Raw genomic sequence first — 16101 nt, 5'->3', positions numbered from 1 at the left:
AATGCGTAAGGGAATGTTCGCCCTTGCCGCGGCTGGCCTGCTGGCCACCGGCAGCATGGCTGCGTGTGGTGACGACAGCGGCAGCGACTCCGGCAGCACCGGCGGCTCGTCCGTCGGCAAGGTGGGCGTCATCCTGCCGGACACTGCCAGCTCCCAGCGGTGGGGCACCGACGACCCCAAGTTCCTGAAGGCGGCGTTCGACGCGGCCGGGGTGGCGGTGGACATCCAGAACGCGCAGGGCGACAAGAGCCAGTTCCAGACGATCGCCGACGGCATGATCTCCAGCGGCGTCAAGGTGCTGATGATCGTCAACCTGGACTCCGGCACCGGCAAGGCCGTGCTGGACAAGGCCAAGGCCGCCGGCATCGCGACCATCGACTACGACCGGCTGACGCTCAACGGCGGCGCGAACTACTACGTGTCGTTCGACAACGTGGCGGTCGGCAAGCTCCAGGGCGAGGGCCTGGTCAAGTGTCTCACCGACATGAAGGCCACCAAGCCGCTCGTGGCCGAGCTCAACGGCTCCCCGACCGACAACAATGCCACCCTGTTCAAGGAGGGCTACGACTCGGTCCTCAAGCCCAAGTACGACTCGGGTGACTTCGTGAAGGGCCCGGACCAGTCCGTACCCGACTGGGACAACGCGCAGGCCGGCACCATCTTCGAGCAGATGCTGACCGAGAAGAAGGACATCAAGGGCGTGCTGGCGGCCAACGACGGCCTCGGCAACGCGGTCATCTCGGTGCTGAAGAAGAACAAGCTGAACGGCAAGGTGCCGGTCACCGGTCAGGACGCGACGGTGCAGGGCCTGCAGAACATTCTCGCGGGCGACCAGTGCATGACGGTCTACAAGGCCATCAAGCAGGAGGCCGACGCGGCCGCCGACCTCGCCATCTCGCTGGCCAAGGGGCAGAAGAAGGACGTCGCCCAGACGATCACCGACCCGGAGTCGAAGGCGGCCGTGCCGTCGGTGCTGCTGCCCCCGAAGTCGATCTTCAAGGACAGCGTGAAGGACGTCGTCGCGGACGGCTTCGTCACCAAGGAACAGCTGTGCACCGGCGACTTCGCCAAGCTCTGCACGGACAACGGCGTCAGCTGACCCCACCTCGGGCCCGACGGCGCCGTCCATGCCCCGACCGGGCGTGGGCGGCGCCGCATCGACTGAAGGAGAAACACCCGTGGCCGCGACACCTCTTCTGGAGCTGCGCGGGATCGACAAGAGCTTCGGTCCCGTCCAGGTCCTGCACGATGTCGGACTGAGTGTCTATCCGGGGGAGGTGACCGCGCTCGTCGGCGACAACGGTGCCGGAAAGTCCACGCTGGTCAAATGCGTCAGCGGGATCTACACCATCGACGCCGGCACCGTCACCTTCGACGGCAACCAGGTCGCCGTCCACAGCCCCCGCGACGCCTCCGCCCTCGGCATCGAAGTCGTCTACCAGGACCTCGCCCTCTGCGACAACCTCGACATCGTCCAGAACATGTTCCTCGGCCGCGAAAAAGTCCGCGGACTCGTCCTCGACGAACCCACCATGGAACAAATGGCCGGCGACACCCTCGCCAGCCTCTCCGTACGCACCGTCAAAAGCCTGCGCCAACTCGTCGCCAGCCTCTCCGGCGGCCAACGCCAGACCGTCGCCATCGCCAAAGCCGTCCTCTGGAACAGCCGCGTGGTCATCCTCGACGAACCCACCGCCGCCCTCGGCGTCGCCCAAACCGCACAAGTCCTCGAACTCGTCCGCCGCCTCGCCGACAACGGCCTCGGCGTCGTCCTCATCTCCCACAACATGAACGACGTCTTCGCCGTCTCCGACCGCGTCGCCGCCCTCTACCTCGGCCGCACCGCCGCCCAGGTCAAAACCACCGACGTCACCCACTCCCAGATCGTCGAACTCATCACCTCCGGACGCAGCGGCAACCTCGGCCTGCCGCCCGAGAAGCCGGCCGCCTCCGGCTTCGCCGACATCACGCCTGCAGGAGACGCGGACCGATGACAACCACCACCACAACGGCCGGCGGCGTCAAGGTCGTCAAGCCCACGGTCGCCAGCCACCTGCACGACTACTGGGGCCGGGTCCGCGGCGGCGACATCGGCAGCCTGCCGGCCATCCTCGGCCTGATCGTGCTCTGCCTGATCTTCGGCATCGCCCGCCCCACGTTCTTCAGCGCGGTCAACTTCGCCAACCTGTTTTCACAGGGCGCGGCGGTCATCTTCATCGCCATGGGCCTGGTCTTCGTGCTGCTGCTGGGCGAGATCGACCTGTCGGCCGGCTTCGCCAGCGGCGTGTGCGGCGCGGTCATGGCCATCCTGCTGACCAACCACGGCTGGCACTGGGCCTCCGCGATCCTCGTCGCCCTGGTCACCGGGCTGGCCATCGGCTTCGTGCTGGGCTTCCTGGTGTCGAAGGTCGGCATCCCGTCCTTCGTCGTCACGCTGGCGGCGTTCCTGGCCTTCCAGGGCATCCTGCTGGTGCTGCTCAGCGGCGGCAAGAACATCTCCATCCGGGAGACGTTCGTGCTCTCGTTGGCCAACAAGAACATGTCGGTCGTGGTGAGCTGGGCGCTCGCCGTCCTGGCCGTGGCCGGGTACGCCGCCCTGCAGTTCACCCGGCTCCGCGGCCGCGCCGTCCGGGGCCTGGTCACCGACCCGGTGGGCATCGTGCTCGGCCGGATCGTGGCGCTGGCGGTCATCCTGTTCGCCGCCGTCGCGGTGCTCACCGCCGAGCGCAGCATCAACCCGCTGATCAGCGGGTCGGTCAAGGGCGTACCGATCGTGGCCCCGATCATCGCGGTCTTCCTGATCGTCTGGACCTTCGTGCTCGGCCGGACCGCCTACGGCCGGCACGTGTACGCCGTGGGCGGCAACACCGAGGCGGCCCGGCGCGCCGGCATCCCGGTCGACCGGATCCGCATCTCGGTCTTCGTGATCGGCTCGTTCATGGCCTCGATCGGCGGCATCATCGCGGCCAGCCGGGCCAACTCGGTCGACCCGAACTCCGGTGGCAGCAACGTGCTGCTGTACGCGGTCGGCGCGGCCGTCATCGGCGGCACCAGCCTCTTCGGCGGCAAGGGACGGGTGCTGGACGCGGTCATCGGCGGGGCCGTCATCGCGGTGATCGACAACGGCATGGGCCTGATGGGATACAGCGCCGGTACCAAGTTCGTCGTCACAGGTCTTATCCTGCTTCTGGCCGCCAGCGTGGACGCGTTGTCGCGGCGGAGAGCGGCAGCCACCGGGAACCGATGAGCGAGCCTCACGGTCACGGGTAAGGGGGCAGCCACCTGATGCGAGCGGGCCCCAGCCAGGAGGAGGTACGCCGGCACAACCTCGGGACGTTGCTGCGATACGTCCACATTCACGGGGCTACGTCCCGGGCGGAGCTGACCACCAAGCTCGGCCTGAACCGCAGCACCATCGGTGCGCTGACCACCGAGCTGGCCGCCGCCGGGCTGGTCACCGAGCGACCGCCGCAACAGACCCGCCGGGCCGGACGACCTTCGCTGGTCGTCCGGCCCGAGTCGTCCCAGGTGTACGCGTACGCGCTGGCCATCGAGGTGGACCGGCTGCGCGCCGCCCGGGTCGGGCTGGGCGGCAAGATCCTGGACCGGCGCGAGACCGACCGTCCGCGCGGCATGCAGGTCATCGACGCGATCCAGCCGCTGGCCGGCTTCATCCACGAGATGCGGATGGATGTCCCCGAGGGTGCCCGCTACGTGGGCGGCGGCCTGGCCGTGGCCGGCATGGTCCGCCGCGACGACGGCATGGTCCGCCTGGCCCCGACCATCGGCTGGGTCGAGGAACCGGTCGGCGAGGCCCTCAGCGAGGAGATCGGGGACGTCGGCCCCTTGATCGTCGGCAACATCGCCGACGTCTCGGCGCTGGTCGAGCACAGCCGGGGCGCGGCGGCGGGCCGCGACAACGTCATCTACCTGTACGGCGACGTGGGCGTCGGCGGCGGCATCATCGCGGGCGGCCGGCGCGTCACCGGCCACGGCGGCTACGGCGGCGAGGTCGGCCACATGGTCGTCAACCCGAAGGGCCGGCCGTGCAGTTGCGGGTCGCGGGGCTGCTGGGAGACCGAGATCGGCGAGTTCGCGCTGCTGGAGCTGGCCGGCCGCGGTCACCTGAGCGGCCGCGAGGCGGTGCTGGACGTGGTGGACGCGGCGATGCGCGGTGACTGGGAGGCCCAGCAGGCGGTCCGGCACGTCGGTGACTGGATCGGACTCGGCGTGGGCAACCTGATCAACATCTTCAACCCGGAGGCGGTGATCTTCGGCGGCACGCTGCGCGACGTCTACCTGGTCGCCGCGGCCCAGATCCGCAGCCGCCTCAACGAGGTCGCGCTGCCCGCCTGCCGCGAGCACGTCCGGCTCCGCACACCTGAGCTGGGCACGGACGCGGCCCTGATCGGCGCGGCCGAACTCGCCTTCGAGCGTCTGCTGGCCGATCCACTGTTGTGAGCCAACGTTGAAGTGCCCCTGTCATCACCCTGGTGCTGCTCGGGGTGGCGCCGGCGCTGCGGTGACCGGCGGCGCGCCGTGCCACGAGGCCCACAGCGCCGCGTAGGAGCCACCCGCCGCCACCAGGTCGTCGTGCGAGCCCAGCTCGGTGATCCGGCCGTCCTCCACCACCGCCACCCGGTCCGCGTCGTGGGCCGAGAAGAGCCGGTGCGCGATCGCCACCACCGTACGGCCGTGCAGCACCGCGGCCAGGGACCGTTCCAGGTCGCGGGCGGCCCGCGGGTCCAGCAGTGACGTCGCCTCGTCCAGCACCAGCGTGTGCGGGTCGGCCAGGACCAGCCGGGCCAGCGCCACTTGCTGCTCCTGCGCCGCCGACAGCGTCACCCCGCCGGTGCCGACCTCCGTGTCCAGCCCCGCCGGCAAGGCGTCGGCCCAGCTCAGCGCGTGCACGGCGGCGAGCGCGTCGCGGACCTCGTGCGGCCGGCAACCGGGCCGGACCATGGCGACGTTGTCGCGCAGCGTACCCATGAAGACGTGGTGTTCCTGGCTGACCAGCGCGACCTCGGTGCGCAGCCGGTGCAGCGGCAGGCCGGCGAGCGGCACGCCGCCGACCGTGATCGAGCCCGCGCCGGGCGCGTAGACACCGGCGAGCAGCCGGCCCAGGGTCGACTTGCCGGCACCGGACGGTCCGACGATCGCCAGCCGCTCCCCCGGCTCGATCGTCAGCGAGATGCCGTGCAGCACCTCCCGCCCGGCGACGTAGGAGAACCGCACGTCGTCGGCGACGATCCGGGCGCCCCGCGGCACCGCGTCCTCCTGCGGTGCCGCGCCGGGAGTCTCGGACACACCGAGCAGCCGGGCCAGCGAGGCGGCGCCGACCTGGAGCTCGTCCAGCCAGCCGAGGAACCGGTCGAGCGGGTCGATCAGCAGCTGGGCGTAGAGCACGGACGCGGTGACCTGGCCCAGGCTGACCCAGCCCCGCAGGTAGAACCAGCCGCCGATGAGCAGCGTGCCGACCACCGGCAGCACGTAGCCGATCTCCACGATGGGCGACCAGACCGTGCGCAGGAACAGCGTGTACTTCTCGGTGCGGAAGGAGCGGCTCAGGTCGGCATCCGTACGTCGGATCCGGTCGGTCTGCCGGCGCAGCGCATCCACCGTCCGGGCCCCCTCGACGGTCTCCGCGAGACCGTCGGTGACCTGCGAATACGCGGCATTCTGGCGCAGATAGCCGGGACCGGCCCGGCGCAGGTACCAGCGGGCGGACAGCCCGATCACCGGTACGGCGATGAGCAGCGGCAGCGCCAGCAACGGGCTCACCAGGATCAGCGCGCCGACGGCCAGCACCGCGGTGAGCGACGCGATCATCGTCTCCGGCACCGCCAGCCGCACGCACCGCGACAACGCGTCGACGTCCCGCGACGTACGGGTGAGCAGGTCACCGGTCCCCGCCCGCTCCACCGTGGACAGCGGCACGGCCAGCACCCGGTCCACGAACTCCTCCCGAAGCTCGGCCAGCACCTGCTCGCCGAGCCGGGCCGAGGCCAGGTACGCGAACCGGACCAGCACCGCCTGCACCACGATGAACCCGGCGATGGTCAGCGCGATCCGGTCGACGGTGCCGACGCCGGCGCCGTGCTGCAGCGACTCGACCAGCTCACCGAGCAGCCGCGGCCCGGCCAGTCCGGCGATCGCGGCGACGGCGTGCAGTGACACGGCGAGCAGCAGGGGACGTGGGTGCCGGCGGAACAGGGTGCGGGCGTACCGGCGGACCTGGCGGGTGTCCGCCACGGGCAGCGCGTTGCTCACTCCCGCAACACCGTCCTCGCGTAGCCGGGGTGGCCGGCCAGCAGCTCCCGGTGGGTGCCCTCGGCGACCACCCGGCCGTCCTCGACGTGCAGGACGACGTCGGCGCGGTCCAGCACCAGCGGGCTGGTCGAGCAGACGACCGTGGTGCGCCCGCGCCGGGCGGGTCCGAGCCGGTCGGCGATCCGGGCCTCGGTGTGCGCGTCGACCGCGCTGGTCGGTTCGACCAGCACGAGCACCTCCGGGTCGGCGATCAGCGCGCGGGCCAGCCGCAGCCGCTGCTGCTGGCCCCCGGAGAAGGTGCGGCCCCGCTCGGCGACCTCGGTGCGCAGACCGGCGGGCAGCGCGGCGACGATCTCGTCCGCGCCGGCCGCCGCCAGCGCGCCGGCCAGCAGCGCGGTACCGCTCGGATCCAGATCCTCGCGAAGCGGACCGGAGAACAGCCGGGCTTCGTTGTCGGCGACCAGGATCCGTTCGCGCACGGTCGCCAGATCAAGATCATTCAGCGGTACGCCGGCCAGCGTCGCCGCCGTACCCGGTGCACTGTCGACGTAGCGGCCGAGCCGATCGGTGATGGCGACGGCGTCGGCGGGCACGGCCGCGGCGATCGCGGTGACCAGTCCCGGCCGCACCACCACCCCGGACACGCTGTCGACCAGCTCGCCAGGGCCCGGCGCGGGTGCCGGGCGGACCGGGTCGGGCAGGTCCGTGCGGGCCCGCAGCATCCGCACCACCCGGCGGCTGGAGACGTGCCCGCGGGCGAGCTTGTCCAGCGTCTCGGTGAGCTGCCGCAGCGGCGCGACGAGGAAGGCCGCGTACCCGTAGAAGGAGACCAGCTGCCCGATGGTGATCTCCCCGGAGAGGGCGAAGCGGGCCCCCAGCCAGGTCACCAGCACCAGGAAGATGCCGGGCAGCAGCACCTGGGCCGCCTCCAGCAACGCCTCCACGGTCGCCACCCGCAGGCCCGCCGCCCGCAGCCGCTGCGACTCGGCGCGGTAGCGGCCGGACATGACCGGCTCGCCGCCCACCCCGCGCAGCACCCGCAGCCCGCCGACCAGGTCGCTGGCCCGGCCGGTCAGCCGGCCCTGCTGCTCCCGGTACGCCTGCTGGCGGTGGTGCAACGGCCGGATCAGCAGGCCGACGACCGCCATCAGCAGCGGCACGCCGAGCACCACGACCAGCCCCAGCGGCAGCGAGGTGGACAGCAGGATCACCGTCACCGTGACGACCGCGACAAGTGAGCCGGCCCCACGGGCGGTGATGTCCAGTGCCCCGCCGATGTGGCTGATGTCGGCCGTACCGATGGCGACGACCTCGCCCGCCTCCAGCCGGCGCGGCAGGGCCGAGCCGAGCCGGTTCGATTGCCGGACGGCCACCTGGACGGTGCGGTACGCGCCGGCCAGCCAGCTGAAGACGGCCAGCCGGTGCCGGGTCACCCCGGTGGCGGCCTGCACCACGCCGATACCGAGCAGCACCAGGCTCCAGGTGAGCAGGGCGCCGCCGTCCCGGTGGGTCAGCCCGGCGTCGATGGCCCGGCCGATGACCGCCGGGACCAGGGCCTGGCAGGTCATCCAGATGATGCCGAAGACCGCGCCACCGGTGGTGGATGGCCAGGCGCGCCGGGCGAGCCAGCCCAGGTAGCGGGTGGCGGACCGGTCGTCGGGAATGCCGGGGTCGGCAGGCGGCAGCTCGCGCATTCTCCCCTGACGGTACGAAACTGCGCCGTCACGGGGAAGCACGTTATCTATCGACGGGCGTGAAATCCCAGGCGTGCGGTGCGCGGGCGGTCAGGTGCGCCGGCGGCGCGGGCAGGTCGGCCGGGGTGTGCCGCCAGCGGGAGATGACCACGATGCGGTGGTCGGTCGACGAGTAGACCTCGCTCGACACGTGCGACGGCAGGACCTCGACCTGCGGCAGGGCCACGTCGCAGACCCAGCTGAGCAGCTCGTCGAAGCCGCTGCCCAGGGCCCGTACCTCCCACATGCGAGCAATCATGCTGATTCCTACCCCGCCACAGTGACCGAGGTCAATGACATGGCGGAATCGGCCGGCAGGTCGAGCCGGCTGGGCGCGACGCCGGCGGCGACGAGCTGCGAGCCGAGCGCGGCGACCATGGCGCCGTTGTCGGTGCACAGGCCGGGCCGCGGCACCCGCACCCGGATGCCGAGCTTCGCGGCGCGCTCCTCGGCGAGCGCCCGCAGCCGCGAGTTGGCGGCGACCCCGCCGCCGATGATCAACGTCTCGACGCCGTGCTGCCGGCACGCGTCCAGGGCTTTGCTGGTCAGCACGTCACAGACGGCGTCCTGGAAGCTGGCCGCGACGTCGGCGACCGGCACCGGCTCGCCGCTGCGCTCGCGGGCCTCGACCCAGCGCGCCACGGCGGTCTTCAGCCCGGAGAAGGAGAAGTCGAACCGGTGCTTGAGCTGGTCCTTCGGCGAGGTGAGGCCGCGCGGGAAGGCGATCGCGGCGGGGTCGCCGTCGCGGGCCGTCCGGTCGATCACCGGGCCACCGGGGAAACCCATCCCGAGCAGCCGGGCAACCTTGTCGAAGGCCTCCCCCGCGGCGTCGTCGATGGTAGCGCCGAGCGGCGTGACCCCGGCGGTGAGATCGTCGACCAGCAGCAGCGAAGAGTGGCCGCCGGAGACGAGCATGGCGATGGCCGGCTCGGGCAGCGGTCCGTGCTCGAGGGTGTCGACGGCGACGTGGGCCGCGAGGTGGTTGACGCCGTAGATGGGCTTGTCGGCGGCCAGCGCGTACCCCTTGGCGGCGGCGACCCCGACGAGCAGGGCGCCCGCGAGACCGGGCCCGGCGGTCACGGCGATCGCGTCGATGTCGGCCAGGGTGACCCCGGCGTCGTCGAGCGCCCGCTGCATGGTCGGCACCATCGCCTCGAGATGGGCGCGGCTGGCGACCTCGGGCACCACCCCGCCGAAGCGGGCATGCTGTTCGACGCTGGACGCGAGCGCATCGGCGAGCAGGGTGTGCCCGCGGACGATGCCGACCCCGGTCTCGTCGCAGGAGGTCTCGATCCCGAGAACTAGGGGCTCGTCAGGCATTACGCATCATCACCAGGGCGTCCGTGTTGCTGGGCTGGTAGTAGCCCCGCCGCAGACCGACGGGCTCGAAGTCATAGCCGGCATAAAGCCGCTGAGCAGGCGCATTGTCGACGGCGACCTCCAGCAGCACCTTGCGCTGACCGGCCTCGGCGAGCAGCGCCTCCAGCAACTGCCGCCCGATACCGCCACGCTGGGCCCGCCGGTCGACGGCGATGTTCTGCACCCAGGACTCCTGCTGGTCGACGATGGCGAGGCCGGCATAACCGGCCACCTTCTCGTCCTCCTCGGCGACCAGGTAGAAATGCCGCTGCGCAAGCTCGTTCCAGAACATGGCAGCCGACCACTTCTCGGCGCCGAACAGGTCCTCCTCGATGGGCAGCACCTCGGCGATGTGCCACCACCGGAACCGGGTGAGACGCATCAGGGCAGCACAGCCTTGCGCGCGGTGGGCTCGACAGCATCCGGCCGGCGAAGATAAAGAGGGGTGAGTGGATCCCCCGGCGCCCCCTGCCTGACCTGCTCCGCGGCCAGCGCGATAAGCGCCTCCCCGGAGGGAAAAAGAAGCCGGTCGTCGATCGGGATGCCGAAGACCTCGCTGTACTTGAGAGCGCCCTCACCGACCGCCCGATCAGCGGCGACCAGGACATCGGCGGGCTTGGCAACATCGGGGTCGGTGACCCGGACGCCGTCGGCATAGGTGGCGAAATACACCTCCCGGCGGCGGGCGTCGGTGGCGACCAGGACCCGGCCCGGACCGGCGGCCCGGCCGAGAGCATCAAGCGAGCAGATCCCGTACGTGGGGATGCCCAGCGCCTGCCCCATGGCGGCGGCGGTCGCCAACCCCACCCGCAGGCCGGTGAACGGGCCGGGGCCGACACCGGCGACGATGGCGGCGAGGTCACGGGGCCGCACTCCGGCGTCGTCGAGGACCAGCTGGATCTGGGGGGCGAGGCGCTCACCGTGGGCCCGGGGATCGACTGTGCGGCGCTCGGCGATCCCCTTCATGCCACTGTCGGAGACCTCCCCGAGAGCGGCGGTGACCGCGGGAGTGGAGGTGTCCAGAGCGAGAACGAGCACCTGAGAACCCTAACCGGCTGGGAGCGCCTCGGCGGAGCCGGGCGCGAGGCTGCCGCCCGGCTGCCGCCCGGCGGACTCCGGCTCGGCCCGGCTGTCTCCGCCCTGCCCCGTCCCGTTGGCCGGCCGGTCGGGCTCGGCCCGTCGGGTTCCGCCCGGGTATGGCCGCGCACCGCACGACCTGTCCGGGTCCGTCCAGGCGATCACGGCGCCGGAGTTCGGCCCCGGACCCGTTCGGGTCTCGTGGCCGGGTCAGGCTCGGGGGTCCCAGTCGACGAGGGGCCGGCCCGCGTCGGCCAGGGCCTTGTTCGCCGCGCTGAAGGGGCGGGAGCCGCGGAAGCCCTTCGGGTTCAGCGGGCTCGGGTGGCCTGCCTCCAGCACCACGTGCGCGGGGTTGCTGACCAGCGCCGCCTTCTTGCGGGCGTAGCTGCCCCAGAGCAGGAACACCACCCGCTCGTCGCGGGCGTTCAGCGCCTGGATCGTCGCGTCGGTGAACGCTTCCCAGCCCTTGTTCGCGTGGGAAGCCGCCGCTCCCGCGCGTACGGTCAGGACCGCGTTGAGCAACAGCACCCCCTGCCGCGCCCAGCCGGTGAGGTCGCCGCTGGTCGCCGGCGGGACGGCGACGTCCTCGGCCAGTTCCTTGAAGACGTTGCGCAGCGACGGCGGGATCCGCACCCCTTCCCGGACGCTGAAGCTGAGGCCGTGCGCCTGCCCCGGCCCGTGATAGGGGTCCTGTCCGAGGATCAGCACCTTGGCCTGCTCGGGCGGGCACAGCCGGTAGGCCGCGAACAGGTCCTCGACGGGCGGGTACACGGTGTTGGTCGCGTACTGCTCGCCGACGTAGGCACTGAGGGCTGCCGTGGCCGTTTCGTCGAGGAACGGCCGGAGCTCCGTACGCCAGGCGGGCGGGAGCATGTCGGGCAGGTTCACATCTTCTCCAGTCGGGCGGCCCAGTCGCCGCCGTGGGGGACGAGGTCGATGACCCGGGTGTCGTCGTCGAGCCGGTCGATCCGAACGGCCAGGTATTCGTCGTTGAGCTGCTCCACCAGGCCGGCGCCCCACTCGACCACGGTGACGGCGTCGTCCGCCGACGCGTCCAGGTCGAGGTCGTCGATCTCGGCGCGCGGATCGGCCGCGTCACCCAGCCTGTACGCGTCCGCATGCACCAGCGGAACCGCACCGCCCTGCGCAGGATCGGGACGGTGCACCCGGGCGATGACAAACGTCGGCGAGGTGATGGCTCCTTGCACGCCGAGCCCCGCGCCGATGCCCTGCACCAACGCGGTCTTGCCGGCACCGAGGGGGCCGGTGAGCAGCAGCAGATCCCCGGGGCGCAGCACAGCGGCGAGACGGCGACCGAAGGCCTGGGTGTCGTCCACTGTGGCCAGCCTGAGTCCGGACCATGCCTCCGCGCTCACGAGATCTTCTCCAGGAAGGGGATCAGCGCGGCGTTGACCTCGGCGGCCTTCTCCAGCATGACGACGTGTCCGCTGTTGTCGATCTTCACGAGCGTCGCCTCGGGCAGCCGCCGCAGGATCTCCTCCGAGTGCGCCACCGGGGTCAGATAGTCCTTGGTGCCCACCAGCACCAGCACCGGCACGCCCCGCAACGCGGACAGCGCCGGGAAGCGGTTGTGCGAGTAGAGCGTGTTCAGATATTTGGTGAGGGTCTCGACGGAGGTCTTCGAGTTCATCTGCTCCACGAAGGTCACCAGCGACGGGCTGGGCCGGGCGTCGCCGAAGCCGTACCGGCGGGTGAGCAGCCAGGCCAGGTCACCGACCGCGATCCGGGCCTTGTCGATGGCGCCGCCGCCGATGCGGGCGGCCCCGCCCCAGATCGGGAAGAACGGGGCACTGGCCCGCGCGACCAGCGACGGAATGCCGAGCTTGCTCTTGTCGATCAGGCCGGCCGAAGTGGACATCAGGACGACACCGGTGACCCGCTCACCGAACCACTCCGGATACTGCTCGGCGAACGCCATGATCGTCATGCCGCCCATCGAGTGCCCGACCAGGATGATGTGCCCGTCCGGCACGGTCTCGTCGAGCACGGCGGCGAGCGACTTGCCCAGCGCGGCGATGTCGTAGTCCCCGGACTGCAGCCGGCTGGACCTGCCGTGCCCGGGCTGGTCGTAGAAGACGAGCCTGTTCTCGCCCAGCTCGGTCAGCGCCTGCCGCTGGAAGTAGAAGGTGCCCATGTCGAGCGCGAAGCCGTGCACGAAGACGACAGTGGGCTTGGCTCCGGCGACCTTGGCTTCGACGATCTCGACGTGCAGTTCGGTGCCGTCGGCGGCGGTGACGGTGAGCTCGCGGTCGAACGGCTGGTCGCCGAACTCCTCCTCGGAGTGTGGGTCGCCGGGGGCGTTCAGCGACTTGCGCACGAGGGCGCGCTCGATGGCGAAGGCGGTGGCGAGACCGGCCGCGGCGAGACCGATGGCAGCGCCGACGATCCCGACCTGCTTGGCGCGTCGTCGCGGATCGACCTTCCCGGCCGGTTTCGCGGACGGCTTTGCGGGACTCACGCACCCTCCCCTGGGTCGCTGGTCGGGAGGCCGGCGGTGCCGTCGTAGACACGAGGAACGCGCGTGCCGCCGAAGCGGGTCACGATCTCATAGTTGATCGTGCCGATCGCCTCGGCCCAGTCGGTGGCCGTAGGCGTGCCGTCATCACCCGGCCCGAACAGGACCGCCACGTCACCCGCCGCCACCGGATCATCCCCACAGTCCAAGATGATCTGGTCCATGCACACCCGGCCGGCGATCGTACGAACACGCCCACCCAGCGAAACCGGCCCCACATTGGACGCATGCCGAGGCACCCCGTCGCCGTAACCGAGCGGCACCAGAGCCAGCGTCGTCTCCTTCGACGTGTGGTACGCGTGCCCGTACGAGACACCCTGCCCCGCCGGCACACGCTTGGTCAGCGTGACCCGGGCCCGAGCAGTCATCGCCGGACGCAGTCCCGTCTCGTGCTCAGGCGGCAACGGCGACAGCCCATAGATCGCCACCCCCGGCCGGACCAGGTCGTAGTGAGCGTCGGGCCGGGTCAGCGTGGCCGCCGAATTGGCGATGTGCCGGTATCGGGGCTCGATGCCGTACTGCTCCGCGGTCGCGAGGCCCTCGGCGAACACAGCGAGCTGATGATCAACGGTCTCGTGGCCGGGAGCGTCCGCGTACACGAAGTGGCTCCAGACGCCGACGATCTCCACCTCGCCGTCGGCCTGTGCTTTTGCTGCCGCCTCCAGCAGAGCGGGCCACTCAGCCGGGGTGGCACCGCCGCGCGCGAGCCCGGTGTCGAGCTTGAGGTGCACCCGGGCCGGTCGCTGCGCCCGCCGGGCCGCCGTGACCAGCTCGCCGAGCTGCGCCAGACTGCCCGCGTTGAGGTCGACATCAGCCGAAACGCCGTCGTGCAGCGGCAACCCGGGAGCGAGCAGCCAGGCCAGCACCGGCACGGTCAGCCCGGCCCGGCGCAGCGTCAACGCCTCGTCCAGGGTGGCGACGCCCAGCCAGGTCGCCCCGCCGGCCAGCGCGGCCCGGGCCACCGGCAGCATCCCGTGCCCGTAGCCGTCGGCTTTGACCACAGCCATCACCTCGGCGGTGGTGCCGGCGCGCAGCGTCGCGACGTTGTCCCGGATAGCGTCCAGATCAACCCGGACCTCGGCCTGCCACATGTTCACCAGCCTACTGAGCGGTACGACAAAACCCGTGTCACAGGAGGTCCGCCAGGACCGGCCGCAGCGCCGCGGCCACATCCTCCGACGTCACCGGGCCCTCACGCTCGGCCCGGCGCCCGGCCAGCCCGTGCACGTACGCCGCCATGATCGCCGCTCGTTCCGCGGGCAGACCGGCGGCGAGCAGCGAGCCGAGCAGGCCGGCGAGCACGTCTCCGCTGCCGGCGGTGGCCAGCGCCGCCGTGCCCGTCGGGTTGGCCCAAGCCTCACCGGCGGGCGTCGCCACGATCGTCCGGTCGCCCTTGAGCAGCACCACGGCGTTCGTCCAGGACGCCAGCCGGCAGGCTGCGGCGATCCGGTCGGCGCCCGGGCGCTCGCCGGCCAGCCTGGCGAACTCGCCGTCGTGCGGAGTGAGCACAAGCGGCGCGTCCCGGCGCAGGTCAGCCGCGTGCTGGCCGTCGACGAGCAGGGTCAGCGCGTCGGCGTCCAGCAGGACCGGCAGGGAGGTGGCGAGCACACTGCGCAGCTCTGTGCGGGCTGCGTCGTCGGTGCCGAGGCCGGATCCGCAGACCCACGCCTGCACCCGGCCCGCCTCGGCCACGCGTTTAGCGGCCACCACGGACGGATGCTGGCGCAGGACCTCCCGGTCGGCGCTGCCCGCGTAACGCACCATGCCGGTCGGGCCGGCGAGGGCACCGGTGACGGACAGCACAGCAGCACCCGGGTACGTCGCGGAGCCGGTGGCCACCCCAACGACACCCCGGCTGTACTTGTCCGAGGCCTCGTTCGGTTTGGGCCACCAGGCGGCGATGTCGGCGGCGTCGGGCACCCGTACCGCCGGATCGGCGTGCAGCGTCGCACCCAGGCCGATGTCGACCAGCTCGACCTGACCCGCCAGGGTCGCGGCCGGACCGACGACGTGCGCGGGCTTCAGGCAGCCGAAAGTGACGGTGACGTCGGCGTGCACGGCTTCACCCGGCACGTCACCGGTGTCGACCGCGACCCCGCTGGGCACGTCCACGGCGACGACCGGCGGTCGCACCCCGTCCCGGCCGCGGAGCTTGGGCAGGCGCTCGACCAGCGCGGTCGCCTCCGGCCGCAGACCGCCACTGGCCCCGATGCCGACGATGCCATCAACCACCAGGTCAACCTTGGCGGGCAGGTCCGTGACTGTGACGCCACCCGCCCGGCGCAGGGCGGCGAGGCCGGCGAGGTGCACCCGGTCGGGCCGCAGCAGCACGGCTCGGACACCCGCACCCCGCGCGGCGAGCGTGGCACCCGCGTAGAGCGTGTCACCGCCGTTGTCGCCGCTGCCGACCAGCAGCAGCACCGTGGCGCCGTAGACACCGCCGGACTCCTGCAGCAGCAGGGCACACCGGCGGGCCAGACCGGCCGCCGCGCGCTGCATGAGCGTGCCCGACGGCAAGGTCGCCATCAGTGCTTTCTCCGCCGCGCGGACGTCCGCCACGCGCCACGCCTGCCGCATGCTCCAACCCCCAGGTAACTCAGGCCTCCGCGACGACCATCGCGGAAGCGATGCCGCCGTCGTGCGACAGCGACAGGTGCCAGCGGCTGACGCCCCGTTCGGCCGCCACCGCCGCGACCGTACCGGAGACGGTCAGCCAGGGCCGTCCGTCCGGATCGGTGACCACTTCACAGTCGTGCCAGCGCAACCCGGCGGGTGCGCCGAGCGCTTTGGCGACGGCCTCCTTGGCCGCGAACCGCGCAGCCAGCGACTCGGGCGACCGCGGGTTGCCGGAGGACGTCATGCGCTCCGAGTCGGTGAAGAGCCGGTCGGCGAGCAGCGGCGTGCGCTCCAGCGCCTTGGCGAACCGGTCCACCAGCACGACGTCGATCCCCACAGACACGATCACACGAGCAACCCTAGCGGCCCACGATCCCCGGCGGCCGGTCGTGCGCCAGGCCTGTGGACAACCGGCGTACGCCCGCCGCGGCTTGTCCACAGGGCCGAAATCCGAGGGGCTGAACTCCCCTAACGTCGTCGGCCGTACCCGTTGCGATCTGGAGGTTGCCG

The 16101-nt window shown here is 71.7% G+C and carries 16 protein-coding genes; 4 read left to right on the top strand and 12 right to left on the bottom strand.

Annotated features, from left to right (window positions below; translation table 11 throughout):
* The first annotated feature begins 1 nt into the window (after position 1).
* The 4 genes from ACQP2Y_RS04910 (at position 2) to ACQP2Y_RS04895 (ending at position 4461) form a co-directional block, all read left to right on the top strand.
* Entirely contained in the window at positions 2 to 1099 is a 1098-nt protein-coding gene (locus ACQP2Y_RS04910; RefSeq protein WP_360556056.1) for a sugar ABC transporter substrate-binding protein, read from the top strand.
* 79 nt (positions 1100 to 1178) lie between these two features.
* Complete coding sequence (locus tag ACQP2Y_RS04905; protein WP_433731760.1) at positions 1179 to 1994, top strand: ATP-binding cassette domain-containing protein; 816 nt, start codon at positions 1179 to 1181, stop codon at positions 1992 to 1994.
* Positions 1991 to 3247 carry a sugar ABC transporter permease gene (locus tag ACQP2Y_RS04900; protein ID WP_433724953.1) on the top strand — a complete coding sequence of 419 codons (1257 nt, stop codon included), beginning with the start codon at positions 1991 to 1993 and terminating at the stop codon, positions 3245 to 3247. Before ACQP2Y_RS04905 ends, ACQP2Y_RS04900 begins: the two co-directional genes overlap by 4 nt.
* Before the next feature lie 38 nt (positions 3248 to 3285).
* A complete protein-coding gene (locus tag ACQP2Y_RS04895; RefSeq protein ID WP_433724951.1) occupies positions 3286 to 4461 on the top strand; it encodes an ROK family transcriptional regulator in 1176 nt (391 codons plus the stop codon).
* Between the two features lie 24 nt (positions 4462 to 4485).
* Here the strand turns inward: ACQP2Y_RS04895 and ACQP2Y_RS04890 are convergent, their stop codons facing one another.
* The 12 genes from ACQP2Y_RS04890 to ACQP2Y_RS04835 form a co-directional block, all read right to left on the bottom strand.
* Positions 4486 to 6270 (bottom strand): ABC transporter ATP-binding protein, encoded by a 1785-nt coding sequence (locus tag ACQP2Y_RS04890; RefSeq protein ID WP_433724949.1) that lies wholly within the window; start codon positions 6268 to 6270, stop codon positions 4486 to 4488.
* A complete protein-coding gene (locus ACQP2Y_RS04885) occupies positions 6267 to 7964 on the bottom strand; it encodes an ABC transporter ATP-binding protein (RefSeq protein WP_433724947.1) in 1698 nt (565 codons plus the stop codon). Before ACQP2Y_RS04885 ends, ACQP2Y_RS04890 begins: the two co-directional genes overlap by 4 nt.
* Positions 7965 to 8007: 43 nt before the next feature.
* Positions 8008 to 8262: a hypothetical protein gene (locus ACQP2Y_RS04880; protein WP_360830909.1), complete on the bottom strand. Its 255-nt coding sequence runs from the start codon at positions 8260 to 8262 to the stop codon at positions 8008 to 8010.
* A gap of 8 nt (positions 8263 to 8270) precedes the next feature.
* Complete coding sequence (gene tsaD, locus ACQP2Y_RS04875; RefSeq protein ID WP_433724944.1) at positions 8271 to 9323, bottom strand: tRNA (adenosine(37)-N6)-threonylcarbamoyltransferase complex transferase subunit TsaD; 1053 nt, start codon at positions 9321 to 9323, stop codon at positions 8271 to 8273.
* A complete protein-coding gene (rimI, locus tag ACQP2Y_RS04870) occupies positions 9316 to 9744 on the bottom strand; it encodes a ribosomal protein S18-alanine N-acetyltransferase (protein ID WP_433724942.1) in 429 nt (142 codons plus the stop codon). The genes tsaD and rimI overlap by 8 nt, the downstream gene beginning before the upstream one ends.
* A complete protein-coding gene (tsaB, locus tag ACQP2Y_RS04865) occupies positions 9744 to 10400 on the bottom strand; it encodes a tRNA (adenosine(37)-N6)-threonylcarbamoyltransferase complex dimerization subunit type 1 TsaB (RefSeq protein WP_433724940.1) in 657 nt (218 codons plus the stop codon). Before tsaB ends, rimI begins: the two co-directional genes overlap by 1 nt.
* A 249-nt stretch (positions 10401 to 10649) precedes the next feature.
* The gene (gene ung, locus ACQP2Y_RS04860) at positions 10650 to 11312 is read right to left on the bottom strand and encodes a uracil-DNA glycosylase (RefSeq protein WP_433731758.1); all 663 of its coding nucleotides are present in this window, start codon (positions 11310 to 11312) and stop codon (positions 10650 to 10652) included.
* 11 nt (positions 11313 to 11323) lie between these two features.
* Complete coding sequence (gene tsaE / locus ACQP2Y_RS04855; protein ID WP_433724938.1) at positions 11324 to 11815, bottom strand: tRNA (adenosine(37)-N6)-threonylcarbamoyltransferase complex ATPase subunit type 1 TsaE; 492 nt, start codon at positions 11813 to 11815, stop codon at positions 11324 to 11326.
* Positions 11812 to 12918: an alpha/beta fold hydrolase gene (locus ACQP2Y_RS04850; RefSeq protein ID WP_433724936.1), complete on the bottom strand. Its 1107-nt coding sequence runs from the start codon at positions 12916 to 12918 to the stop codon at positions 11812 to 11814. The genes tsaE and ACQP2Y_RS04850 overlap by 4 nt, the downstream gene beginning before the upstream one ends.
* On the bottom strand, positions 12915 to 14066 hold the full coding sequence (alr, locus tag ACQP2Y_RS04845; protein WP_433724934.1) for an alanine racemase: 1152 nt from the start codon (positions 14064 to 14066) through the stop codon (positions 12915 to 12917). Before alr ends, ACQP2Y_RS04850 begins: the two co-directional genes overlap by 4 nt.
* 37 nt (positions 14067 to 14103) lie before the next feature.
* Complete coding sequence (locus ACQP2Y_RS04840) at positions 14104 to 15552, bottom strand: NAD(P)H-hydrate dehydratase (protein WP_433724932.1); 1449 nt, start codon at positions 15550 to 15552, stop codon at positions 14104 to 14106.
* Between the two features lie 19 nt (positions 15553 to 15571).
* On the bottom strand, positions 15572 to 15940 hold the full coding sequence (locus tag ACQP2Y_RS04835) for a holo-ACP synthase (RefSeq protein WP_360834870.1): 369 nt from the start codon (positions 15938 to 15940) through the stop codon (positions 15572 to 15574).
* Between the last annotated feature and the right edge of the window lie 161 nt (positions 15941 to 16101).

Origin of the sequence: Actinoplanes sp. CA-051413 (assembly GCF_050955795.1) — a bacterium.
Taxonomy (GTDB): Bacteria; Actinomycetota; Actinomycetes; order Mycobacteriales; family Micromonosporaceae; genus Actinoplanes.
This window is presented reverse-complemented; position numbering and strand designations above follow the sequence as displayed.